This is a genomic window from Nostoc sp. ChiVER01, from assembly GCF_034531155.1.
GTDB lineage: Bacteria > Cyanobacteriota > Cyanobacteriia > Cyanobacteriales > Nostocaceae > Nostoc.
Genome location: NZ_JAVRBS010000019.1, coordinates 49,323 through 74,835, shown reverse-complemented (window position 1 = coordinate 74,835; position 25,513 = coordinate 49,323). Strand labels below are relative to the sequence as shown.

General features: G+C 37.2%; 23 protein-coding genes. 6 read left to right on the top strand and 17 right to left on the bottom strand.

What is annotated here, in order from left to right:
• Window positions 1-9: 9 nt before the first annotated feature.
• Together RMY00_RS23100 and RMY00_RS23095 are read left to right on the top strand one after the other, a co-directional pair.
• Window positions 10-303 carry an SMP-30/gluconolactonase/LRE family protein gene (locus RMY00_RS23100; RefSeq protein WP_322649776.1) on the top strand — a complete coding sequence of 98 codons (294 nt, stop codon included), beginning with the start codon at window positions 10-12 and terminating at the stop codon, window positions 301-303.
• Window positions 300-866, top strand: a complete 567-nt coding sequence (locus RMY00_RS23095; protein WP_322649775.1) for a YdcF family protein — start codon at window positions 300-302, stop codon at window positions 864-866. Before RMY00_RS23100 ends, RMY00_RS23095 begins: the two co-directional genes overlap by 4 nt.
• Here the strand turns inward: RMY00_RS23095 and RMY00_RS23090 are convergent.
• The 17 genes from RMY00_RS23090 to RMY00_RS23010 all read right to left on the bottom strand — a co-directional run bounded on the left by RMY00_RS23090 (window position 841) and on the right by RMY00_RS23010 (window position 22,861).
• Window positions 841-2,073 (bottom strand): glycosyltransferase family 4 protein, encoded by a 1,233-nt coding sequence (locus RMY00_RS23090; RefSeq protein WP_322649774.1) that lies wholly within the window; start codon window positions 2,071-2,073, stop codon window positions 841-843. The two genes, RMY00_RS23095 and RMY00_RS23090, sit on opposite strands and share 26 nt — an antisense overlap.
• Before the next feature lie 18 nt (window positions 2,074-2,091).
• Window positions 2,092-2,931 (bottom strand): glycosyltransferase family 2 protein, encoded by an 840-nt coding sequence (locus RMY00_RS23085; RefSeq protein WP_322649773.1) that lies wholly within the window; start codon window positions 2,929-2,931, stop codon window positions 2,092-2,094.
• On the bottom strand, window positions 2,928-3,887 hold the full coding sequence (locus RMY00_RS23080; protein ID WP_322649772.1) for a class I SAM-dependent methyltransferase: 960 nt from the start codon (window positions 3,885-3,887) through the stop codon (window positions 2,928-2,930). The genes RMY00_RS23085 and RMY00_RS23080 overlap by 4 nt, the downstream gene beginning before the upstream one ends.
• 21 nt (window positions 3,888-3,908) lie before the next feature.
• Window positions 3,909-5,087 carry a glycosyltransferase gene (locus tag RMY00_RS23075; RefSeq protein WP_322649771.1) on the bottom strand — a complete coding sequence of 393 codons (1,179 nt, stop codon included), beginning with the start codon at window positions 5,085-5,087 and terminating at the stop codon, window positions 3,909-3,911.
• 6 nt (window positions 5,088-5,093) lie between these two features.
• The gene (gene asnB / locus RMY00_RS23070; RefSeq protein ID WP_322649770.1) at window positions 5,094-6,965 is read right to left on the bottom strand and encodes an asparagine synthase (glutamine-hydrolyzing); all 1,872 of its coding nucleotides are present in this window, start codon (window positions 6,963-6,965) and stop codon (window positions 5,094-5,096) included.
• 93 nt (window positions 6,966-7,058) lie between these two features.
• A complete protein-coding gene (locus RMY00_RS23065) occupies window positions 7,059-8,159 on the bottom strand; it encodes a glycosyltransferase family 4 protein (RefSeq protein ID WP_322649769.1) in 1,101 nt (366 codons plus the stop codon).
• Window positions 8,160-8,374: 215 nt separating this feature from the next.
• Complete coding sequence (locus RMY00_RS23060; protein ID WP_322649768.1) at window positions 8,375-9,799, bottom strand: hypothetical protein; 1,425 nt, start codon at window positions 9,797-9,799, stop codon at window positions 8,375-8,377.
• A 58-nt stretch (window positions 9,800-9,857) separates the two neighbouring features.
• Window positions 9,858-11,054, bottom strand: a complete 1,197-nt coding sequence (locus tag RMY00_RS23055; RefSeq protein WP_322649767.1) for a glycosyltransferase family 4 protein — start codon at window positions 11,052-11,054, stop codon at window positions 9,858-9,860.
• A 2-nt stretch (window positions 11,055-11,056) separates the two neighbouring features.
• On the bottom strand, window positions 11,057-11,851 hold the full coding sequence (locus tag RMY00_RS23050) for a class I SAM-dependent methyltransferase (protein WP_322649766.1): 795 nt from the start codon (window positions 11,849-11,851) through the stop codon (window positions 11,057-11,059).
• An 11-nt stretch (window positions 11,852-11,862) separates the two neighbouring features.
• Window positions 11,863-13,098 (bottom strand): hypothetical protein, encoded by a 1,236-nt coding sequence (locus RMY00_RS23045; protein ID WP_322649765.1) that lies wholly within the window; start codon window positions 13,096-13,098, stop codon window positions 11,863-11,865.
• A 1-nt stretch (window position 13,099) separates the two neighbouring features.
• Window positions 13,100-13,837 (bottom strand): class I SAM-dependent methyltransferase, encoded by a 738-nt coding sequence (locus RMY00_RS23040; protein ID WP_322649764.1) that lies wholly within the window; start codon window positions 13,835-13,837, stop codon window positions 13,100-13,102.
• A gap of 184 nt (window positions 13,838-14,021) precedes the next feature.
• A complete protein-coding gene (locus tag RMY00_RS23035) occupies window positions 14,022-14,963 on the bottom strand; it encodes a class I SAM-dependent methyltransferase (RefSeq protein WP_322649763.1) in 942 nt (313 codons plus the stop codon).
• Window positions 14,964-14,968: 5 nt separating this feature from the next.
• Window positions 14,969-16,000, bottom strand: coding sequence for a CgeB family protein (locus RMY00_RS23030; RefSeq protein WP_322649762.1), 1,032 nt, complete (start codon window positions 15,998-16,000; stop codon window positions 14,969-14,971).
• A 119-nt stretch (window positions 16,001-16,119) separates the two neighbouring features.
• Window positions 16,120-18,330: a polysaccharide biosynthesis tyrosine autokinase gene (locus RMY00_RS23025; protein ID WP_322649761.1), complete on the bottom strand. Its 2,211-nt coding sequence runs from the start codon at window positions 18,328-18,330 to the stop codon at window positions 16,120-16,122.
• A gap of 561 nt (window positions 18,331-18,891) precedes the next feature.
• Window positions 18,892-19,896: a UDP-glucose 4-epimerase GalE gene (gene galE, locus RMY00_RS23020; RefSeq protein ID WP_322649760.1), complete on the bottom strand. Its 1,005-nt coding sequence runs from the start codon at window positions 19,894-19,896 to the stop codon at window positions 18,892-18,894.
• Window positions 19,893-21,302, bottom strand: a complete 1,410-nt coding sequence (locus RMY00_RS23015) for a sugar transferase (RefSeq protein ID WP_322649759.1) — start codon at window positions 21,300-21,302, stop codon at window positions 19,893-19,895. The genes galE and RMY00_RS23015 overlap by 4 nt, the downstream gene beginning before the upstream one ends.
• Window positions 21,303-22,243: 941 nt before the next feature.
• Window positions 22,244-22,861 carry a hypothetical protein gene (locus RMY00_RS23010; protein WP_322649758.1) on the bottom strand — a complete coding sequence of 206 codons (618 nt, stop codon included), beginning with the start codon at window positions 22,859-22,861 and terminating at the stop codon, window positions 22,244-22,246.
• Here RMY00_RS23010 and RMY00_RS23005 point away from each other — a divergent pair.
• The 4 genes from RMY00_RS23005 to RMY00_RS22990 all read left to right on the top strand — a co-directional run bounded on the left by RMY00_RS23005 (window position 22,849) and on the right by RMY00_RS22990 (window position 25,434).
• Entirely contained in the window at window positions 22,849-22,995 is a 147-nt protein-coding gene (locus RMY00_RS23005) for a hypothetical protein (protein ID WP_322649757.1), read from the top strand. The genes RMY00_RS23010 and RMY00_RS23005 overlap by 13 nt on opposite strands.
• Before the next feature lie 36 nt (window positions 22,996-23,031).
• Entirely contained in the window at window positions 23,032-23,820 is a 789-nt protein-coding gene (locus RMY00_RS23000; protein ID WP_322649756.1) for an SDR family oxidoreductase, read from the top strand.
• A gap of 94 nt (window positions 23,821-23,914) precedes the next feature.
• Complete coding sequence (locus tag RMY00_RS22995; protein ID WP_322649755.1) at window positions 23,915-24,634, top strand: rhomboid family intramembrane serine protease; 720 nt, start codon at window positions 23,915-23,917, stop codon at window positions 24,632-24,634.
• 116 nt (window positions 24,635-24,750) lie between these two features.
• On the top strand, window positions 24,751-25,434 hold the full coding sequence (locus RMY00_RS22990) for a rhomboid family intramembrane serine protease (protein WP_322649754.1): 684 nt from the start codon (window positions 24,751-24,753) through the stop codon (window positions 25,432-25,434).
• Window positions 25,435-25,513: the final 79 nt, after the last annotated feature.

Below are 25,513 nucleotides of genomic sequence, written 5' to 3'. Positions count from 1 at the left end.
ATTTTTGGTTTGGTTCAATGTCTCCGGGTAAAACGCAGGGTAGCCTTTACTGACCGCTATGATCCTGACGGTTCTTTGCATCTGATGGAAACGAGATTGATGATTTCTCATGGATTAGGCTGGAGTCCTGATCACAAGACATTCTACTTCACTGATTCCCCAATGCAGAAAATGTATGCTTACAACTTTGATGCGGTGACGGCTAAAATTAGCGATCGCCGCATTTTTAGTTATACTTTTGATGCAGATTTATGGCTAGCTGATTCTGTGGTGAATTTGCTTAAACAAGAGGATGGGGGATGAAATGCAAGCTGAGATTGATGTGGTTAGTTTTAGCGATCGCACTTTTATTAACTAGCATTATACCTGCTAGGATTGCGATCGCTTTCCATCAAACCCCAGTGCCACAGGCTATTTTTGTGTTGGGGAGTGCTTCTGAGCGGATGAGGTTTGCGGCGCAGTTTTGGCAGTCTCGCCAGAATTTAGATATTTGGGTTTCTGATTTCCATTGGAATTTAGATGTTGACCGTCGAATATTTTTAAAGTATGGTGTTCCTGATGCAAAGTTGCATTTAGATGGTAGAGCAACCGATACTGTGACAAATTTCACGACTTTGGCAGAAGATTTTGCTCACCAAAAGTTGCAGCATGTTTATTTGATTACGTCGGATTATCACATGAGGCGGGCAAGAGCGATCGCAACTATTGTTTTAGGTAGCCAGGGGATTGTGGTTACACCTGTGGCTGTAGCTTCTGAAAATCAACCATCAGAATCATTGGTGCGAGTGTTACGAGATTGTGGGCGATCATTTTTGTGGATTTTTGTTAGCAGAACCGGATCTAGTTTGAACCCACGTTTGAAATAATTACTTCTTGGCAAATATCATCCTCAAATAAGATTTGTTGATATTCTTCTAAAGCACGCTGAAATGTATATCTGCTTTTATAAAGTTGACGCGCCTTTTCACCCATTATCTTAACTCTTTGGTTGTCATTGGCTAATTCGCGGATTAAATTGGCAAGATGTTGTGGATTATTAGGAGGAATGTTAGTACCGCAACCAGAAGTTGTTAAAAGTTCGTCAATGTATGAGTTTGGTGCAGAGATAGCAATGATTCCTCTACCTGCGGCTAGCATTCCGTAGAGTTTAGAAGGAGTAACTATTGATTCTGCCCCTGGTATAAGGCTAACTAGTGAAAGATCGCAAGCGGTAAGAGATAAGGGCAGTAGTTCTCTAGGTTGGTAAGGTAATAAAAGTATATTTGTTAGTTTATGAGTGTTGATTGCTTGTTCAACTAATTTAGTTTTCGCTCCAGCACCAATAAAGACAAATTGAATAAGGGTGTCTTTCAGAATTTTAGCTGCTTCAATAATAGTTTCAATATCATGGAGCCTACCTAAATTGCCGGAGTATAAAACTGTGAAAACTTTGTCAATATTATACTGTTGAGCAAAATCATTTGCTTGTTTATCACAAATAATAATATCTTCTACTGCCCAATTCTCAATTACTTTGATTTTTAGTTTTAACTCAGGATATTTATTCTCCAAAAAATATTGCATGGAAGTGCTAAGTACAATAATATTCTCAGCATATTTGTAAGTTAGATAAATTAATTTACTAAAATAAATAAATAGAAAGCTATTTTGCTTAAAAATACCAGACATTACAGCAGATTCTGGAAAAATATCTTGGAGTAAAAAATGATATTTTCCTCCACGAATAACTTTAAAAATAATACCTAAAATTCCAGCATATGGTGGATTAGAAGCGATTAAAACTGGCGTAGTACGAGGTACTAAAAATATCACATATTTCAAAGCGCCTAAAAGAAAAAATATTGAACTAATAATTTTACTTAAAATACTAGTGTTGGCTGCAATAGGAGAGAAGGCACGGTTGATTGCGACTTGATTTGAGAATTCAGGAGTAGTGTCTTTTGCCTGAGTACCTGTAAATATATTTACCTGATAGCCTTTTCGAGAAAGTCCTTTGGCTAAATCGGTCATTAGTTGCGCGGTAGCAGCATGGCTAGGGTAGAAATATTGAGTTATAATCGTGATTTTTTCCATGCATTTATTGTGGAATCATCAAAGGGCTAATCCAGATTTTTTACGTCTCAGTTCTATAATTTTGACTACTATCATAAATTCATATATGGCATAGAGTAGACAGAAAATAAGAGCCGTAATTCCTTCTAAAAAACCTAATCTTAGAAAATACATTTGGATAAATCTGACAATGGGGCGCAGAAACCAAAGTTTAGCCGCCAATAATCTAAGTTTTAGTTTGCGTTCAGTTCCTAAAGCAGATGCTTTACCTGTTTCTAGAAAATTAACAACATTTTGGGCATCCCAAGAAGAATAGCGATCATGCCGTTCTAACCAATCTCCAAACCCTTTAGAATTAGCATAATGATCGTAAGGAATATTAATTCTGCCAACTTGCGTACCTGAAGCAAAGTGTTCCCAAACACCACCTGTAAAAGTGACTTCTTCTAGTTTGAGTAAACGAGAATGCCAATTAGGATATCCTTGTGTAAGCTTAAGCCATTTACCCCAAAACAGGTAACGCGCAGGCAGTTCATAAGCATTATATTGTTGATTATTGGCAGAACATACACGCTGAATTTCTGTTGCTAAATTGGGTGGAATAACTTCATCAGCATCTAAAAATAATACCCATTCACTTTTTAAATTACAATTTTGTAAAGCCCAGTTACGTTGCTCAGAAATTTTGAACGGTGGAGGTGGAATATGGGTAAAAACTTTGGCTCCTAGTGATTCTGCTAACTGTATTGTTCCATCAGTACTGCCTGAGTCTACAACAATAATTTCTTGACACCACTGTAAAGAATCTATACATTGTTTAAGGTTACAAACTTCATTTTTTGTTAGAATAATTACTGAAATAGTAAGTAATTTTGTCATGGTTTTTTAAAAATTATTAACATTTCTTCTTCTAGCAATGCTTGTTTTAAGAATGGGTGAATTGGTGAAGAAAGTAAATCTAAAAAATTAACAGTTTTCAATGCAGCATTTTTTAGACTACTTAAACCTTGGCTAGGAGCTTTTTCGTTAATTCCACCTAAGTTTACTTTTGCTCTTTCTTTGCCTCCAAAAATTAAACTTACAGTATTTAAAAGTGCTTGATGGAAAACTGATATTCCTCTGCCACGACGACTATTTTGATAAATACAAGTCAAACCTAATTTCTCACACGCCATTATCAAAGATCGAAAATTAGGAAAACTTATATGATCAGGTGGAGATACCCAAGAAACATTTTTGCCAAATAATCGTGAACTTATAGAGTCTAGGTTTGGTCCTTCTAAAATGAATAATCCATCCTTCTTAATAGAAGCATAAATTTTTTCTAGTAAATCTTGAGGATTAGGTACATGTTCTAGTACATGTCTAAGAATTAAAACATCAAATTGTTTATCTTGCGCTTCAAAAAAACCTGGAATTATTTTGATGCCTAACTGTTTACTACCTACTTCTGCTGTTGTTTTACTTAACTCAAACCCTTTAGCAGAATAACCAAAACTTTGTAAATTATATAATAAATATCCCCAGGAACATCCTATTTCACCCACGTTGTGAGCGTTTGGCTGATAAAACTTAATCAAACTCGCATATTCCTTAGCTTCGGAAATAATTTTGGGATTCCTTGCTACATCAATTAATTTTTTTTCATCTTTAGCATATGATGCCATAAAATAATTTTGAGAATAATAATCTTCTAATTCATGCTTATTGATTATTTGATTTAAGAATAAAAAGCTACAATCTAAACATTTACTAACGTTGTATCCTCTAGCATTGTTCCAGTGAGGAACAATATTATTAGAACTACAAAGAATACATTTTTGATGGCTTTTCATAGTTTTTTATTGTTTGATTTACTATTGATTAATGATCTCAAAATAATTACTAGCCATTTGTAAAGCAGTTTTTTTGATAGAATAAGTAGAGTCTACATATTTTTTAGATGCCGATATTACTTCTTGCATTTTTTTAGGAAATTGGATTAGTTCTCCAATAGCCTTAGTCCACTCTGATGGAACTCTAGAACGCACCCATCCCAGGCAACCTTCAGCTACCTCATTATGTAGACCTACTTTCTCTGAAATTAAAACAGGACATCCACAGGCTAAAGATTCGACAACAACATTTCCAAAATTTTCATGAAGGCTGGGCAGGACAAATAAATTAGCAGCAGAGTATATGGCTGGTAGTTCCTTAGGTTCACATCTGTCTAAAAAGATAACTCTGTCTGATAGGTTTGCTACTTGAAACTGCTGCTGTAATTTTCCTTTAGTACCATCATCATCGCTACCCACAAAAACCATCCGCCACTTGAGATGTTGTAAGGATGCTAAAGCCTGAGGTAATAAATCTAACCCTTTTTTGTGGTGGAGACGACCTACATTCAAAATTATGAAGTCATCTTCACTAAAGTTTTGAAATTTACGCCATCCTTTTGCTTCTTCTTTGGCAGGCTGCCAAAATTTAGTGTTTAAACCGTTGGGAATGATAAAAGATTGTCCTGGTAGTTTGAGCCAACGACATTCCTGTAATTCTTGCTTGCTAGTGTAGTGGATACCATCTGCATTTGTCACATTGAAGCGTTCTTGCCATAAATAATACAGTATTTTTTTAGCTGTTTTCTGTTGCCAAGAGTAAGGACCTAGTGCGCCTCTAGGCGATACTATATAGGGAATACCCTGATGTTTGGCTGCTTTGCAAGCCGCTCCACTGGTACGCTGCCAAACACCTGTAATATGGATAATGTCAAATTCCTTAGCTCTTGCTGTTACTGCTTCTTCCATATCTGGGCAATGAATACCCATCCCTGGTTCTTGCTGAAAATATGTGACTTTGACTCCATTACGGATGGTTGGCTGGTTGATAGGCAATTCTGGCTGATTATTTAACCCAGCATTAGAAGTAAGTACCTCTACTTCATGGCCAAGGGCAGCTAATCCTTCACAAAGTTGGCTAACACTAAGTACAGGCCCACCGAACTGCCAAGCAGGCGCGTAAACGGGGATGTAGTGCAGAATCTTAAGTTGGTTTTGCATTATTACCTAGCTATGCTTTTGCAGATAAAACCCAAGGCTCGTCAGCGCCCAGTAACGACGAACTTGTTTTGCCGGATCGCCAATTTTTAAATCATGTTCTACTCGGTCAGCATTTAGCTCAAAGCCGTAACCTTGATTAAGGTGAGTAAAGGCTGCATGTAAACAGTCTCGCAAAGGGCCGCTTAAATACATTGCATAATCTAAATCAAAACCTGTTTTCTGACGGTTCAGAGGGTGCTGTAAGGTTGGCGGAATTTGACTAGATAAAAGGGGCTTTTTCTGTTTTTTAGTTGTTCGTTTATCACTCCAAGGAATTTGCATTACTTTTTCGATATAGCGCTTACCTAAATAGGGTACCCGTAGTTCTTGCTGATTCGCCATTGTAGCCCAGTCACTATCTCTTAGTAAGGTATTTCTGAGGTAGCCTTGAATTTCACCAAGAGAAATTAGAGTTTCCACATCAAGATTGAGTTTGCTGTCTGTTTCATCATCGCAATTTGCCACTGTATTGTCATAATCTGCTGTTATAGTCAAAAACGCAGATATTTGCTTAGGGGTAAAGAAACGCCGCATTTCTTTTAACATTCTGGAAGGCGAATCTATTTGTTGGAATAAAAGATTTAATCTTTCTTGATAAATAGTATGCTTACGCCAGCCCTTGATATTTTCTATCCAAGGCACAAGTATAGACTTCAAATCACCCAAACACTTTCCAAGTTGATATAACTTTGCGATGGAAACAAAATGAGGATAGCCACCATGTAACTCATCTGCACCACAACCACTAAGAACAACGGTTATACCTTGTTCTAATGAAGCTCTAGAAATAAGATAAATATTTGTACCGTCTGATGATGGTTGATCCATTGCACTAAAGCTATCAAACAACCAAGTATTTAGTGTTTTATGAGACAAATAAGCTACATGATGTTTAAGCTGGAGTTTTTGTGCAGTCATAGCTGCCAAATTACTCTCATCTCTAGTAGAGTCTTGTAAATCCAAGGTAAAAGTAGAGAGATGACCTTGCATAACTGGAGCTAGCATACTAGCAAGCACTGTACTGTCTATTCCGGCTGACAAAAATAAACCCACAGGAACATCAGCAATGAGCTGCTCTTTAAGAGTATGTAGCAAAACTTTGGTATGACTTGTTTGAAATGTCGGTTCCCGTATCTGATTGCTTGCGTATTGGGCTAAATTCCAATAACAAATAGGAATAAATATAGGGGCTAAGTCTGTCTGCAAATCAATATAAGCATAATGAGCAGGGGGAAAAGCTTTAATTGCTTGCCGGATAGTACGTGGTTCTTGGACGCTGCCATATATTAAATACTCAGAAATACTCTGTTCGTCCCAGTCTGTTGCTACTAATCCAGAGCTAATTAATGCTCGTACTTCCGATGCTAAAGCAATGCCTCCGCCGCGAGTTTGAGCATAGTATAGTGGTTTAATTCCAATGTGATCTCGTGCTAGTAATAGGCGTTGTTGAATAAAGTCAAACAATAAAAAAGCAAACATACCGTCTAGGCGTTTCACTATTTGCTCACCCCAGACACGATAACCTAATAACAAAACTTCTGTATCACTATGAGACGTAAACTCTACACCCTGTGCTTTCAATTCTTGGCGTAGTTCCAAGAAATTATAAATCTCCCCGTTAAAAATAATTACATTACCTGTTTTTGCATCTACCATAGGCTGATGCCCAGCAGGACTAAGGTCAACAATTGCCAGACGAGTATGCAGTAGATGAATGTGGTTTGCTCCTACAGTTCTTTGCCACGTACCTTGGGAATCAGGACCTCGATGATGCAGAGCAGCTAAGACATTTGATGTATTAAAGTCTTCTCTACCTATGTAACCGTATATACCACACATGTGTTTAAGAATTTGATTGGTAGATTGAGCAGCATAACTGTGATTTCGAGCAAAGTTGTTGAGTGATTTTTGAATTCCAATCGATAAAATTTTTCATCTGCTACATACTTGCAATATTTGGTCGCAAATCTTGTGACACCTCCGCTCAAAATTTTCATAGGAAAAATACTCTAATCCTTGTGGTATTACTCCTTTGGGGCGCTTTAAAGCTTCTATAATTCCCGCCTTTACTTCTTCTGGATCATCAGGATTAACAAGAATGCCTAATAAACCATTTCGTACTGCCTCACGACTGCCATCAACCTTACTCGCAACTACGGGAATACCGCAAGCCATTGCTTCTAAAAAAACAAAGCCAAATCCTTCTCCCTTACTCGGCATGACATAAACATCTGCTAGGCGATAGTAGTCGGCTTTTTCAGCTTCAGAAATAAATCCTGTGAAAATCACTTTTGCCTGAAGATTAAGCGATCGCACTTTCTGTTTTAATCTCTCTCTATCCGATCCTTCTCCCACTATTAAATAGACTAAATTAGGAATTATTTCGCTCAATTTAGGCAGCAACTCGATTACTTCATCAAACCCTTTACATCGTTCATAAGAGTCCAAGCGTCCCAATGTCATCAGAACTATCTTGTCCTTCAGTCCATATTGGGAAATAAGTTGAGCATTTTTCTCATCATACCCATACTGTTCGAGAGCGATCGCATTTGGCAGCAAAAATTGTTGCACTTTGGGTATATTCGCCCAGAATTGAAAGCGATCCAACGTAATTTGGCTGATAGAGACAACACAATCTACTGCTGGAAGACAATAGTTAACTAGTCTGTTATGAGGCTTCCAGGCTTCGACCCCATAGATTTCTAGAAGAATAGGCGCTTTTGTCCACAGTTTAACCAGCCAGGCAAGCGGCAGCATATAAAGATGACCACAGACAATTAAATCGAATTTGGAGTTAACTCTAATGGTACGAAAAACGGTATGAATATAAGCGAATTTCCCTTTTAGTCCTAAAGTAATATATGTGAGCTTCTGGGGCAAAGCCTCAATGCGATCAACAAGTTTTTTTCTGGGAATTGCGACCACTTCATCACAGTTTTCAAGACTACAGAGAGAATTAATGAAGTCTCGGTTGTATTGTGAGATACCTCCTCTTCCTCCAAAGGCATCTGTTACAAAGTAAAGGATTTTCATAATATTTTCTGAGTAAATTAATGGGAATAACCTAGCTATGTAATAACAAATAAATTACCTTAAATATTAATTATTGCGCCTTTTAATAAGCTTTAATAGTAATTAAGTAATATAATTATTTATACTATAAAAGCTTAATAAGTATTGATTAAATAACTTTCATATTTAATCTATAAAATCTTTTTTTATGATATAAATAGTTCATAACTGACTACTTACTTAGTTTGACCTTTAAAAGATAGTTTGACGCTAAAATCTATAAGAGATATCAACAAACTTATCAAGATAAAATCTCGCAAGAATGAATAAGTAACTGTACTTATTACACCAAGAATTGATGGAGTATAAAGACGCAAACATACAAAAGAAAAAGAACATAGCAAAGCTGGTTTAAGTAGCGGTTGTTTGACCAAACTAAGAAAACTTCCCACACAAGTTAACCAAATAGATAGGATTAACGAGGCAAAGAAAACCATCAAATAGCCACCTCGTTCAAAGGAGTCAGCCATAAATGTTATCGGTGCAGATGTGAATTCAGTAATATTCACACCATAGTTATCTCGTAACCTTTCTGAACCATCATCTAGTGGTAATTTTTCTCCTGTAATAAATTTTGGGATGAAAATGCTAGCAATTCGTTCAAAGTTCTGCAAGCCAATATATTTTTGTCTATCAACAACAGCGTCAATCACTAATTGTCCTGTTGGTTCTGTAATTCTAGTTAAAAGTCCAAATACAGGATCATCATATTCATTACTCTGAAATTCTATCTTACCTAGCATTACTTGCGAAATAGTTGCCAGGCGATCACTAAAATCCCCGTTATAAAATCTTTGCTCTGCACGAGCATATCCCAAGACAATAATAAAGGTTAAAAGAAATGGAACCAAAAACAAGAAAATGTTTCTGAGAATGAAAAATTTTATTTTTCCTCCATAAATACTGCCTATAAAAAAGAAAAGAATTGAACGAATAACTGGCTCTCTTCCTCCAGCCATACTAGACAATATCACCGTAAAAGATATAAAAAATAGTGGGAAAAAATTTTTAGGTGAAATAAGCGGTACTTGTAGACGAGTTCCTAGAAGAAAGAAAAAGAGATACTGCAAACTGCTGATAGCTCCAAGGAAGTAAAGTGGTGAATCAGATGAAATATTTCCTGCATACCTAGCATCATAATAACCAAATATGAAATTAGAAAGTGAACTTAATACAAAAACAATACCTGTAATAACAACTCCATTACTAGTTAACTGAGTTGATAATGGTGAAAATCTAACTTGCATCTTTGGCAAAAGTCTAACCTTTAGAGCCATCAAACTTCCTATCAAACTCGCCCACATTACTAAGTTAATCAAAATCATGGTAGTGATTGTATGTTTACCAATTTGATATCTTGTTGATGGCAGTATGTAAAAACATCCTAAAAAGCCAATTACCCAGCAAGAAAACTGACCTATCATATGAGCAATAGACAGGAATCGTAATTCAACACTTTTCTCTAAAAATGATATGTATATTATTAAAAATAAAGGAATAAATGCTAGTAAACCTAGAGATAGTTCAAGCAATCCTAGCAAAGCGCAAACTATCACAACGATTAAATTTATAATAAGGAAAATAGATGACTTTATAAACATTGATCATTTAGATAACGAAGTAACTATCAATCTTATTGATATAGAAATACCCTAAAGTCTACACTTGCGGATTGTGTAAATTTTCATAGGTAGCGATCGCTCGTTGAGTGTAACTGCTCCAATCCAGTCCCGTACTAACATTGCGAATAGCTAGGGCTGCCTCTCGTTTAGCTTGGAGAAGTTGAGAATTATTAGCTAGGTTTTTTAAACAGATAGCGATCGCCTCACTATTCCTTACAGGTACTAAATATCCGGCAGGATACTCTTCTATACCCATGTCTAATTTAACTGATTCCACACCAGACATCCTTAATAAATCTTCGCCACCAGTATTAGTTGTGCAAATTAACGGCAACCCACACGCAAGAGCCTGTGCTTGTACATAAGCCAGCCCTTCTTCAATACTTGCCATAACAAAAACACTACTATTACGGTAGTAGTCTACTAATTGCAACTGCGGTACATGACCAATCAATTTAATTCGTTTATCTGCTTCTGTTATTAAATGAGGAGTTTCTGTCGTAGCTCCACCAACCAAACATAATTCACTATTTGATATATCTGCCTCCCTAAAAGCTTTAACTAAATAATAAATTCCCTTACGTACACTTAAAGAACCAGCATAAATAATGCGAAATAGATTATCCTGTTTTAATCCCGATGAAAAGCTTTTGATATTTGTGCCAAAATGGTTAAGTACTAAGCGTTTTTCAGGAAAACCCTGAGCTATGAAACTACGTTTTACAAACAAGCTTGGTACTGCAACTTTATCTGCCATTTCATACTCTCGTAATTCCTGGGCTACAATCTCTGGGTGTGTTTCTGTCCAATGCAAACCTAATTGCTTATATTCTTCCCTCAATAGTTGACATTGCACCTTCATGTGAGAAGAACTACGTTCTAACAAAAAGGGTATGTTATTCCGTTTTGTCCAGTGCAAAGCAGGTTCAGAAAAACTTGACCAGCCATGTACTACAGTACTGCCTTCTAGGTATCTACTTGCTGCTTTAGAAAATAGATTGTGCAATAAAGCTTGGGATTTCATCACCAAGTTTTCTTTGCCTATGTGGTACATAGCTTTTCCTAATAGAAGAGTTAAAGGCAAACTTACTACTTTATCATCAGGGATTCCCCATTTGCGGGTTTTGTATTTAGGATAGTTGGTGATTAAACGATGTAAAACACCTGCGGAATGCAATTCTCTTGCTAAGTCAAAAGCGTGCCATCTTCCGCCAACAACAATAGATATTTTCATATTTAAAGAGGTAGCTTTCTGCCAACTACTATAAGTGTTTGCGCCCAGTGTTCCTTAATATCCTCAGACAGAGGAATATAAGGAATAGTAATATTGCTAAGAATGAAGCACACAGGATAAATAATTTTAGAAATTACTGACGAAGGGTGTGCTGCAAGGAATCCAAAGTAATTGTGAGGCACTGATTGAATACACTGTAGCGATAAATTTTCAAATTCTTTCTTGTGTAAACTACAGCTATAGTCTATTTCAGGCACATTATAACCACCTAAACCTCGTTCTCTAACTAATTTCCTCATAATATGCTGACCACACGGAACTACAGAAACAATCCAGCCGCCTGGTTTAGTTAAAGAATAAAGTTTATTCCAAATTTGCTGACGTTGTGATAATTCCAGAAAATGCTCCACTACACCGAAATGAAAGCACATATTATAAGAATTAGTACTTTCATAATTAAAAATATTAGCAACTTCGATAGTTGCTTTAATATCCTGAAACTTCCTAATCTCTTCTAAATAATTATTCGCTCTTGATGCTACAGTAGCAGAAACATCTATACCGTGAACTTCAAACCCATTTACAGCCAAACTTGCTAAATGTATTCCTCCTCCACACCCCAATTCAAACAACCGCTCAGATGGAGTAACTTTTGTGATTCTCAGTATTGTTTGCCAAACTCGCCCAAGCCTTTTAATCTTTTTTAAATTTTCTGCTGAGTAGCAGTGATGTTCATATCCTTGAAGCTCTAACTCTTGTTTCCAAACTTCACTCGCATCATAATTTGTATTCATCATTGACTCCTCAACTATATAAATTTTATTTCTATTCTTTTATGAAAGTAAATACATACTGCTACTTTTAAGGAAAATGAGACTGTTATACCTATCAAAATCCCCAACTCTGACAACCACATTCCTAAAAATAAGACAATTATCAAACGTAAAAATGGTTCTATTGTTTGAATTATCAAATAGGCATTTAAAGCACCTGATAGTTGCAAAGCCGAATGAAACTGTATAGCGGCAGCTTGCCCCACAACAATAACAGCAATCCAAGGAATCATCCACTCACCACCCTCGAAACTTCTTCCCAAAAGTAACTTCATTATAGAAGAACCTAATAAGATACCTCCTATAACCAGAACTAACATAAGGCATAATAAAACCTTGACTGTTTTTATTAAATAACGACGTACTATATCAGGATTTGTCCAATCTAATTTTGCTGTACTAGCACTGGTTAAAGCATTTGATATTAAGCCGACTGGCAGCATGAGTGCAGTAATTCCAGTGTAATGACCAAGACTCACCAAGGAACCAAAGATAGAAAAAGCCCATATATCAATTCTTGTCGAAAATGATTCTAGTGAATAAGGAAAAAAAGCATGAAAAAGAGGGACTAGGGGAGGCCTTTGTTGACTAATTTCTCCTGTAATCAGCTGTTCTTTTTTAAACCATCCCATTCCTAAAGAAATAGTATGGATGGCAATATAAATAAATACTACTGATTTAACAGATAGTAAGTTTGTTAACAGTAATGCATATATTAAAACTAGATAACTACCTTGTAGCCCTATTCGCATTAAATATTGTCCATCAATACTGCCAGCTGCAACGTAAATTGCAGATAGACAGCCACCGATAAAATATATAGGAAAATTTGCATTATATACAATACTGAGCCAACGAAAGTTTTGTGGAATTTTATCAAAAACTAGGCTTGCAAATACTCCAAGTGGAATAAATATGATAGAAAGGCAGAAAGCATAATATATAGTTCTACGCCATGCTTCTCTAACTGATATTTGTTTTGAGGTAATCAAACCTTTTAATAGCCTGTCCCACTGACAAGTACCTAAAACAAAAATACTTGATGGGACAAGTATTACTAATGCAAGTAAACCTCTATCTTCAGCACCTAATGTGCGATTGAGCAATAGAGAAGCAGGAAAAGAGAGAGCAGACATCAAAACTTCCCAGCCAAGACTACGCGATGCACCAGGAGTAACTTTGTCTAATATCTTAAAAAGATGTTTAGGCATATCAACTAGCCTTCACAGCATAAGCACGCATAACTCTTGTATAGATTCCCGTTGAAGGGCCTCCAGTTTCTACAAAATGAATTAGCTTGATTATTTGCCTGATTACGCTCCAGATTCCAAATCTGGCTACGCCTTTTAAAGAGGTTGGTTGTGGCCCATGTTCTTGAAATTGGACATCTCCAAAACCACAGGCTAAAAGTATATGTTTTAAACTAATAGTTGTGTAAGTTACTTCATGAGTTAAATCACCATATACCACACCGCCGGAGAGTGGTGAATCACCATTTGGCAGTTGTAAAATGAGATGACCACCAGGAACTAGAGCAGAGTATATAGCATCCAAAAATTTAACTGCTTCGTTTTTATTAAAGTGTTCCAATATATCAAAGCCTGTAATTAGAGAAAATTTATTTGGGTTTTGCAATAGATATTCAATCGCATCAGCACAAATGACTTGAGGGAACTGCTGACGAGCAATATTAACTTGTTCTTGACTTATATCTACCCCATGTAAGTCAGTAAACCCCTCAGCTTGAAGTAAGCTCAGAATATTACCAGATCCACAAGCAATATCTAAAACTTTACCGTTTTGAGCAATTCCTTTTAACCAATTACTCATAGCATATTGCAGGTTTATTATGTTTCGATTATCCTGCTTATAAGGATTAGCATTTAAATCGCGCTGAAATTTTTTGTTTCCTGAAACATAATTATCATAGAGGCGTTGTCGATAGTTCATTTATCTACCACTTTTAATGTATTTGCATTTGCTTGGATGGCAAGAATATAAAAAATGAGCCATAGCTAGATTCTTTGCAAAGCAAGGTTAAATAAAATGAAAAGAATAGTGTTAAAACATAATATTATGTGATTGATTTACTTATTTAAAAAAGTTTTAAACTAAACCTCGATTACTCTAATAGTTACTTATTATTAAATGGCTTGCCCAAGCGGACAAGATTAGCAGCAATTAAAAAATCATCTTCATATTTATTAATATACTTATTAGATAATTGTTTAAATAATTCAGGGAATTTAGCCTTAAATGCTAAAGATTTAGGGTCAAATTGAAGAATTAAATCTTTTATTTGGAAACCTACTTCTTGAAAAATTTCACAGTATTCTTGAGTACTTAAATGTGAAAATAAATCAAGCTCAATATAACGTCTTCCACTTTGAAAATCTTCATTACTTTGCATAAATGATAGAAAATATTTCATATATTGTTCAGAATCTAGCAACAAATGGTTAAACACATTTTTTAACCCACCACGACCTGAAAAATGATCGCCACCAGCACAAAACCATAGAGGCCCATAGCTAGCATATAGACCCCCTCCTGGTTTTAAAACGCGATATGATTCTTTTACAACTGATTTTAAATCTTGACAGTGTTCAAAAACTGCATCTGACGCACATAAATCGATTGATTCATCTTTGATAAATGAATGATTTTCCAAAGGAGATTGATAAAATTCAACTTCAACATTGAATGATTCTTTACAATAATATGTAATTTCACTCCAAGAATCTTTGAATTCAAATAAATCAGTTGCAATAATTTTTTTAGGCTTTAATCTTGCCCAAGAAATGACATCCCAGCCAGTTCCAGTCCCTTGAACAAGGATAGTAGCTTCTTTAATTTTGCACAACGCTGCTCCCCAAAGACGACGAGTTTCTAAAGGCATTCCACGCCCGGGAAGGACTAGAGATGGTTGAAGAATTTTGAGAGCCTGTGGAGATAAAAATTGGCTAGCATATATAGAAAGTAAAGGACGACTAAAAAAGTAAAATAAACGCTTAAATATGCTTGTCTTATGTAATTTATCTTGCTCTAACCAAGAGATATTATAGTAATTTTCCATAATGTCTACTCACAGCACAAATCTAATATAGTTTTTAATCGGCTTGTATATGTATTTGTATCTTTGGTAATAACTTGTATACCAAACTTTCGCATTTGTTCTCTTTCAATAGGATTTTGCAATAACCATTTGCACTTATTAGCTAAATCTTCTGGTGAGCTAAAGAAACCATAATCAGGATATCCTGCTAAGATTTCTCTGTGTTCTTGAGTATCTTCATAAATTCCACATCCACCACAGGCTGCTATTTCAAACGTCCTCATAGTTGACTCATCTTTATTACGTTTTCTAACAATACCAAGTGACAAATTAGAACAATAAATAGCCAATCGGAATTCATGATCAAAAACTGCTGGCAGTTTTTGCCATGTTTTTAGATTCAGCTTGTCCCATGCTGGACCATAAATTTTTAAATTAAATCCATTTAATGAAGCTATAGCATTCAAAAAAGGAATACGTTCACTATCACCTACACCTATAAAAGAAATATCTGCTCTAAATGAATCTCGCTCAAATTGAGAAAGGTTTATCGGCTGATGACAAAGGAAAGGATCATAGGCAAATGGCAAAAAATGAACTTTTTTAACTTCATGTTTAATTAGCTCTGACAAGATTTTTGTTTTTGTAGATATAACTAAATGATAATTTTTAAGATTTGATAAAAAAACTATACTTTTATGGTTGGGATTCCACGGATAATCAGTTAAATAATTAACAATTTTTGCACCTATTTGAGAACATATATCGAACACTTCATTTCTCAAAGGTAAAATTCCTGTTACTAAAACAACCTGTGGACGTAGCTCCTTTATTAAATTAAATACTTTTTTATTAAATGACCACCATTCCAAAGGGCGTTTTCCTGATATTTTGAAAAATCCTTTACCCCATACATATTTCATAGATGGGGCATAGGAATTCCAATTTGTATCATCGGTATAAAATAAAAGGCCTAACTCTTGAGATGCTCTGGCCAATATAGAACCTAATTGATAATTTTCTGAAATATTACCAATGATGAGTATTTTACGAATCATAATTGTATAATTTAACTCCTAAATTATCCACATTCTCTTCATCTTCGCCCGTAATTTTACATAACCTAAATCGTTAACCACATCAGAAAAAATACTGGTTTACCCAAATTATTTACTAGTTAGAGTAATTTTAATCCAGTAATTCTATTTAAGTTAGACTTAATCTTATTTCTCCTACTAGAATTATTCTCTCCAGTATTTGTATAAGTGTAGTAATAACTACACTCACTATGATCGATAGACACACAATTCACTACCATTCCCAACATCGGCACACGCAAATGTTCTAACGATGCCTTTGTAGCCTTAGCTGTGGCAGAATTAACTACACCAGGACGTGCAACTAGCAACATTCCATCTGCCATTTTGCCTACTATCGAGGCATCAGCCAAAACGCTCAAAGGTGGAGTATCAATAATCACGCAGTCATAATCTTGAGCAGCTTTTTTCACTAACTCATTCATCCGTTGTGAATCCAGTAGTGCGGCAGAATTGGGCGGCATGGTGCCAGCAGTGAGCAATTCTACATTTATCACCACTTCCTTAGCAACTTCTGCTAGCGTAGCCTGTCCCACTAAAACATTACTTAACCCCATCAAATTAGGTTCTTTCCACATTTTGTGTTGATGCGGGCGGCGCATATCTGCATCAATCAATAGCACTCGCCGTCCCATTTGGGCAGTAGCCACTGCTAAATTAGCTGCCACAAAAGACTTGCCCTCATTCATCACACAACTGCTCACCACAATTACCTTCAATTCCTTATCAGAAAAGGTAAAACCCAGGTTAATCTGGAGCATTTCAAAGGCTGCATTAACTGAAGAATAAGGGTTATCGAGTACGGGCAATTCAGTTGTACTCTCACCACGAGCCAGCCTAGCTTTTTGATCAAAAAGCGGAATTGTACCCAACAAAGGATAATCCAACAATTGTTGAGCTTCTTCTGCCGTCTTCACAGACTTGTCTCCAGCTTCTAGCAATAAAGCTACGCCAATAGCTAAGAAAAATCCTAAAAATCCCCCTAACGCCAAATTCAAGAGGATACGAGGAGAAACTGGTTTTTTCGGGAGTAAAGCTTCAGAAACAATTCTGGCATTACCCACATTCTGATTTTCTAGCACCTGAACTTCTTGCAATCGTTTCAGCATTTCTTCATAGGTTGTTCGGGCAATCTGTAGCCGCCGTTGTAACTGTAGCTGTTGTTGTTCCAGTTTAGGTAAAATTTTAAGACGTGCTTGATAAAGTCCAAATGCCTTCATCAACACACCAGCTTGATTCTCCAACCCCAACCGTTCTACTTCCACTTGCACCAAACTAGCGGTTAGAGTCTGTTTGAGTTCTCCCATTTGCAAATCTTGCTCTGGGATAGGTTGTGAACTACCTAGAGTTTGGGTCACTCTTCCTTCTAGCTGCTCTTTGAGAGCTTGTTCCTTATTTAATAAACTAGTAATAATTGGGTGGTCATCAGTAAATCGTGACCTCTCAACAGCTAAGTCATCTTGAACCTTCTGGTATTCTGATAGCACTTGTTGCACTGCTTTTGATTGGCTTAAAGTGCTAAGTGCCATAGCTTGGCGTGTGTTCAATGCCAATTGATTTTGCAAAGCACCAGAACGGGTTCTAGCATCAACTAACTGCGCCCGCAGTTGAGTTATTTGGCTGGATAAGTCATTCTGCGTTTTAACTCCTTGGATAGCTTCTTCTTCTAAAGAAATAACCTCATATTTTTCTTTAAACCGACGCTGTGCTACTTCTGCTTGTGTAACTTTTACCTCCACCAATGGTAATTGCTTACTTAAAAATTCTCGGGCGGCTGTAGCTTCAGAACGGTTAGCCCGAATATTATTTTGTACATAATTATTCATCAATTTATTGATGACAGTTGTGGCTTCTTCAGGACTGTTACTACGGTAAGAAAGCTGCAAAATATCCGTCCCTCGGACACTTTTGATTTTCAATTTACCCAGAAAAGTCTCTATTTCTAAAGGTTCTCCTAGCTTATCTTTGAGTTGCAATTCAGCGATGGTTTTTTGAGCAATGGGGTTCGAGCGAATAATTTCGGCTTCAGTTTCCAAAGGATTAGATAGATTTGTCACCCCACTGAGTTGTCCAAGCTGCTCACTTACACCTGTTAAGGAAGAGATACCACTTTGCTTATTAAAAAGAAGTTTACCCTCGGCTTCATAAATTGGTTTTTGGGTAAAAGTAACCAAACCTGTGATTCCAAAGACTGACGCAATAATGATTGCTATCAGTAACCAACGTCTTTTTACAATCAGCCAATACTGTTGAAAATTTATCGTATCTTCGTTGTCTTGTTGGGAACGCATAATTTCCGTAATACTTTAGATAATGAAACTGTTAAATATTTACTTCGCTCATTTGTACTCATATAGAGCGGGGAAGTACAAGAGGATAGATCAACTGGCTCAATATTGTCTGAAATTGCTCCTTTTTAATTGCAACTAGTACTTTGTGAAGTTTAAATTAATGAGTAAGCAAGTTTGTAGTCAAGACTAAAGTCTTGATTTTCAAACCACTAAAGTGCTTACTACAAACCATCAAAACTACCTTGAGAAAGTATTAGGTCTGGATAATCTATGAAGATTTAGTAAAAGGTTATCAAGCTTCTCTCCAAATGACATACGTATTCTTACGGCTTTTTCTACATAATGCTATAAGGAGATATTTGCAAATTTCACTGGCTCAACTTGTTCATAATCTAGTGTTTGCAGATAATGTAGCGGTTTTCGTTTACGTGAATCGCCCCAGTAAAACCACGGTACTGCCCATCAGTTTAAACCTATTTAAAACATTCCCAATCTCCGGATGGGAACAAGACAATCTATAAAAAGCTGGTTATAGGGTTCTGCTCAAGTGGCTACTCCAAATCAGCGTGTGGAGGATGCCAGCATCAAATCTTTCCGGCGCATTTCCCAGGCTAGGGTAGTGGACACAATTTGATCTAAGTCATTATATTTTGGTTGCCAACCCAGTAATTTGCGGATTTTATCAGCACTAGCTATCACACAAGCAGGATCGCCAGGACGGCGTTCTGTTTCAATAACCGGAAAATCTACCCCAGAAATAACCTTAACCCGTTCAATAACTTCACGTACACTGTATCCTTGCCCATAACCACAGTTCAGAATCTGGCTTTCGTTACCTTTTTCTAAATAAGCCAAAGCATCTAAATGTGCTGCTGCTAAATCTTCAACATGAATGTAGTCTCTAATTGCCGTTCCATCTGGTGTAGCAAAATCTGTACCAAAAATTTTCACTCCTAGTTTGCGTTTGAGTGCAGCATCACACGTAACTCGAATTAAATGAGATGCTTCTTTTGCCATTTGCCCCAATCGTCCACCAGGTTCTGCTCCAGCAACATTAAAATATCGCAAAATTACGTAATGTAAATCAGAAGCTTTTGCATAGTCACGAATCAACCATTCACAAGAAAGTTTTGATCGTCCGTAAGGATTAATAGGTTCAGTTGGTGTAGATTCAGTGACATGACTCGTTTCTGGTTCCCCATATACAGCTGCTGTACTAGAAAAGATAATTCGGTTCACACCTATGTTGCTGCAACAACGGAGTAAATTTAGGGTGTTGCGAGTATTGTTAGCGTAGTAGTCTAAGGGATGAGCAACAGATTCGGGTACATTCAGACTCGCGGCGAAGTGTAACACAGCTGTAAAATCATGCTGACGAAATACCTGATAGAGACGTTCTGAATCTTTTAAATCACCAATAATTAACTCACCAGATAATACTGATTGGGGCGAACCTGTAGAACAATTGTCATAGATCACAACATCGTAACCTGCTTCGCCCAACTTACGAACTACATGGGAACCAATGTATCCTGCTCCACCAGTAACTAAAACTTTGTTATTCATCTGCCTTTGCCTAGTAATACTACTCGAATGGTTTTGAAGATGATCGCCAAATCCAGAGCTAGTGAATAATTTTTGATGTAGTAGAGGTCGTAAGCTAATTTCTCGTAAGCATCCTCTACTGATGCACCGTAGGGATACATTACCTGTGCCCAGCCTGTAATTCCGGGTTTGACGACATAACGTAAGTCATAGTAGGGAATTTCTTCTCGCAGCTTTATATCAAATTCTGGCCGCTCTGGACGAGGGCCAATAAGGCTCATTTCTCCACAGATAACGTTTAAAATCTGTGGTAGTTCATCGATTCTAGTCAGACGTAACCAGCGTCCTACTCTAGTAATCCGAGGATCTCGTTCTTGCGCCCACTGCACTCCCCGTTTTTCGGCATCCTGATACATGGAACGAAATTTATAAACCTTAAACGGCTTTCCTTCCAAACCACTCCGCATCTGTGTGTAGAACACTGGGCCTGGACTATCTAACTTAATTGCCAGTACTACTAGCAATATCAGTGGAGATAAAAACTGAAATAACAAGTATGCCAAAACAATATCTAATAACCGCTTGAGCTTCTGACTAATGCTGTCAGCCGTTAAATTAAAACCAGCACCAAAAGCCAGCCAGTTATCCTGAAGCAGAAATGAGGGAAGTTTTTGCCACAAGGTTTCACAAATATCGGGAATCCCATAGATGGAGACACTAGATAAACGTAACTGCATCAACTGCTGTATCTGTGCGCTAGATAGTTCCGTTGGGGTTGTTACTATTACCCCTGACCAAGATTGTTGACTCCATTGGGGTAAATCATTGAGGCTCCCCACAGAAACTCGATTACTTTCTGCTAAGTCACTGGTGTTCGTCTCTGGTGTTGCTAGAACAACCAAGCGCCCTAATGAACTGTGTTTTAGAAAAGTCTTACTAAATAGAATGGCTTTTTTACCTGCACCCAAAATCAGCCAACGGCTGTGTTGAGCTTGCGATCGCACCCACTTTGCTGCCCATAATCTTGATACCATAGCCCAGATGGTAAATATGCCTAAACTGGAGAGCAAAATTCCTCGTTTCAGGACTATATCTTTACCCCAGATACCAGTAAAGTAAATGAGAACTGCAATAATGCTGGCAACAACAACATTACTAATCAAAATACGGGATGGAGCGCGTAAACCTGCTATTTGAGTATCAGGATGATAAGTATCTGCTAAATATAGCCCTGCGATAACTAGGAAAAAAAATGAATAAATTAGAGGGTCAAAAATATTGAGATTTTGCTCCAATCGTAACCATAAACAGAGAGACAAACTCAACAATAAACCCACAATATCGCTGATTAGCAGTAATGCACAGAGGATATTATCGGTCTGATATAACTTCTTGGCTTTTTTACCAACAGCAAGAGTAATACTCATTTGCATATATTAATAATTACAGCATAGACATAATAAAATTGGGTATAAATAAAATTTTTTTTGAAGCTTTTAGCATTATATTTAAACATCTTAGAATCATTGAAAACACGCCAGAAAAATATTAAATACGATTGAAAAGCAAAACTTTCTTTTAAATGTAAAAATAAGTTTACTTAACTTAATACCAAATCTTTTCTTGTGTGTTTTTTGCGATCTTTATTAAGCTCTATTTGTAATCTTTATCTGATCTATCCAACCATGTGGAAATTACGTAAATGTTTAAATTTATATAAGATTCCTATTTAATTTTTATGTCCTTGTAGAGATAAAAATTTTTCAATAGGTCTATTGCAAAACTTTTCATGGTATATAAGAAGGTTTAGAAAAATCAAGAGTCGAGTATTTCTGATTTTTCACTCTTATTGGAAAACCTTGCTTCCATTGCCCTTTCTTGCTCTTAGGAGGCTTTAATTCTCTATGATATGTAGGCAATTAAACATAATATCCAGAACCTCACCCCGCCAAAGGTGCGCTTTGTCTCCCCTGTCTGCTTGCGGGGCTAATTGTGCGATCGCAAGCTAAATATGTCATTTAAACTTTCTTGTTGAAAATATACGTATAAACACGGTTTTAGATTATTCTCTACCGAAGGTAACAAAAGAGGGATAACCCGTAAGAGTGAGAAAGCTAAGTGTATGAACATGAGTATCCCAGAAACGCGGCATAGCAACCCTAATGCACTCAACCGTCGAGATGGTGAAAGTTCAAGCTTATCTGCGGTGGGTAATTAGGAACGTTAGCTTGGCTTAGGCTTGTGGTGTGGGATTAGAGTCAACATCCTCGCAGCCGAGCAATCAGCAAAATACAATGGACTGGGCTTACTGAGGCGATCGCATTAAGCACCTACGCGATAAAATCCTGGGACATTAGTAAACAAACTATCACCATCCTCGTAGATTTTTATGTACCTCTGCTAAATACCACATATAATCATCAATTTTGTAATTATCAGCAGCTTTAACTATATATTCCTGAGCTAAATCTAAATTATTCTCAACTTCGTAATATAATCCCAAGTAAAGATGGCTGTAAAAATTCCCCTTTATTCCTTCTGATTGACCAACAGTTAAAACATCATCTGGGGTACAATTTCGTGCATACAAATCATACACACGCTGCATAATACGTCGAGGGTCATTTTTTACAGTTAGTAAAGAATTACGCGCCTCTTCAATACTTAACAAACGAGCTATGCAGAGATATCGCCATACTGTTTCTTCTACATCTTGAGCATTCACAGTCAAATCTATTTCAAATTGTTGAGCGCCCTCAGCAAATCTTTCTGCATAATAATACGATAATCCCCGTTGCCAGAGGTAGGGTTTGATACGGGCATCTAATTGCTCTGCCATGTCAAAGTCTTGAATAGATTCATCAATCTTAGCTAGTTGAAAGTTAACCATGCCTCGCCGAATGTAAGCATTAGGATTTTTCGGTTGATTGCGAATAGTTTCGTTCCAGCGCTGGAGTTGATTTTCTAGAGAATTTGAAAAAAACATCAGTTTTGCTGTGGGTTTGGTCAGCGATTCAATTGGAATTAGATGCGGTGAATGGTTTAGAGATTGCAATCATCTACATTACGATAAAAGGCGATCGCATTGGACACCTACAAGATAAACTATTACGTGATTGATAGCTTGAAAACAAAAAATCAGTAAAATTATTACAAATGAGCGATGCCTACGGCGGGCTACGCCCACGCTGGACATTAACAGGAAAGAGAGCATTGGTTACAGGTGCCACTAAAGGCATTGGACTAGCTGTTGCCAACGAGTTCTTATCTCTGGGTGCAGAAGTCACAATCGTGGCACGGAATTCTCAAGATATTGACCAACAACTAATTATCTGGGAACAAGCAGGATTGCCTACTTATGGGATTACGGCAGATGTTTCAACCCATGATGGGCGTCAAGTCATCTTTGACCAAGTTAGCAAAACCTGGGATAAATTAGACATCCTGGTAAATAATGTCGGAACCAATATTAGCAAAAAAGTAGTAGAATACACGGTTGATGAGTATGAGTTCATTATCCAGACAAACCAGACATCAATTTTTGAGATGTGCCGTCTGTTTTATCCTCTGCTCCAAAATGGGGAAAACAGCAGCATTGTGAATATAAGTTCTGTGGCGGGTTTAGTCTCGAATCGTACAGGCGCTCCTTATGGTATGACTAAAGCGGCTATAAATCAACTGACACGATCGTTATCAGTTGAATGGGCCTCAGATAATATTAGGGTAAATACTGTAGCACCTTGGGCTATTCGCACGCCTTTAACCGAGTCTGTACTCGATAACCAAGATTTTCTCAAATTAGTTCTATCACAAACACCTATGGGAAGGGTTGGCCAACCCGAAGAAATCGCGGGTTTAGTGGCATTTCTTTGCATGACTCCGGCATCTTTCATCACTGGGCAATGTATTACTATCGATGGTGGATTTTTGGCTTTTGGTTTTTAAATCTCAAAGTGAGATCCATCCACGAGGTAGAAGAAACTACTTGGATTATTCAGTATTGTGTAACTACTGTCTTAAAATTCAGGAAAAAACGCTCGTGGTTCCCATTAGAGATAATAATCCGACAAAAATCACGCCTTATGTAACTTATGGGCTGATTGCTGCTAATGTCCTCGCTTTTCTTTATGAGGCAAATCTTCCACCGCAAGCATTAAATGGGTTTCTACGCCTTGCAGCTGTAGTTCCACGAGAACTGACTTTAAGCTTTGCTGGTGTCTCTTTACATCAATCAGTGCCAGAGTGGGCAACTTTAATTACCTCACAATTTTTACACGGTGGTTTCTTGCACTTAGCAGGTAATATGTTGTTTCTCTGGATTTTTGGTAACAACGTTGAAGATAAGTTAGGCCATGTCAAATATTTACTGTTTTATTTATCTTGTGGTGTTTTGGCATCCTTAACCCAGTGGTTCTTCGCTCAAGATTCTAGCATCCCTTCTTTGGGTGCAAGTGGTGCGATCGCAGGCGTTTTAGGAGCCTACATTCTCCGCTTTCCCAACGCCGAAGTTCTCGGCATAGTGCCTTTAGGGTTTTTCTTCCCGACTTTCCGCGTCCCGGCATATTTCTTCTTGGGATTTTGGTTTCTTGAACAAGCCTTCTACGGGCTTGCTAGTCTGCAAACACGTACCAACATCGGAATGGAAAGCGGCGGTATTGCCTACTGGGCCCATGCAGGCGGTTTTATCTTTGGAGCAATTCTTGGGCCACTCTTGGGTTTGTTTAACGATAAATCAAAGGAAGAAGCTTGGTATCAGTAATTTTCAGGGTATCATCAGGACTTTTAATCAAACTAATTAATGAAATTGCCTAAGCTTCGCAACTGCTAGCCTTACAAGCTATATTGCAGTTAGTGAATAAATTAGGAAAAACATTTGTGTTTCCCCTCTACGATGAAAATCCAACGCGAACCACCCCGTATTTCACCTACGGGTTAATTGGCATGAATATTTTAGTTTTTCTTCACGAGGTGATGTTGTTAAATGCATCGTCAAATGTACAATTAAATCAGTTTTTAAGTCAGTATGCAGTAATACCTCAACAGTTAACCACTAATTGGAGTGGAGAGTGGATAACGTTATTTACATCGCAATTTTTACACGGTGGTTGGTGGCACTTAATCTCGAATATGGTGTTTCTCTGGATTTTTGGCAATAATATTGAAGATCGATTGGGTCACGTTAAATATCTGATTTTTTATTTAGCGTGTGGTGCTTTAGCTGCCTTGTGTCAATGGTTTATTGGCATGAATTCTGAGATTCCTTCTTTGGGAGCAAGTGGTGCAATTTCTGGTGTTCTAGGTGCTTACATTATCCGCTTTCCCCAAGCTAGAGTCATGACCCTAGTATTTTTGGGATTTTTCATCACCACAATTAGAGTGCCAGCATTAGTAATAATTGGACTTTTTATTGTGCAAAATGTAATTTCCGGTCTTGCCACCTTGCAAACAGCTGCTAACATGAGCGTAGAAACTGGTGGAGTTGCCTACTGGGCACACATTGGTGGTTTTGCTTTTGGAATAATTCTTGCTCCCCTATTTGGGTTGTTTAGGCAGGACTAAGTACAAAATTTCTGAAATCATTAGTAACATAACTGTTACCTACCAATCCTCTGCGTCGTATCCTTTGCGTTGAAATTTC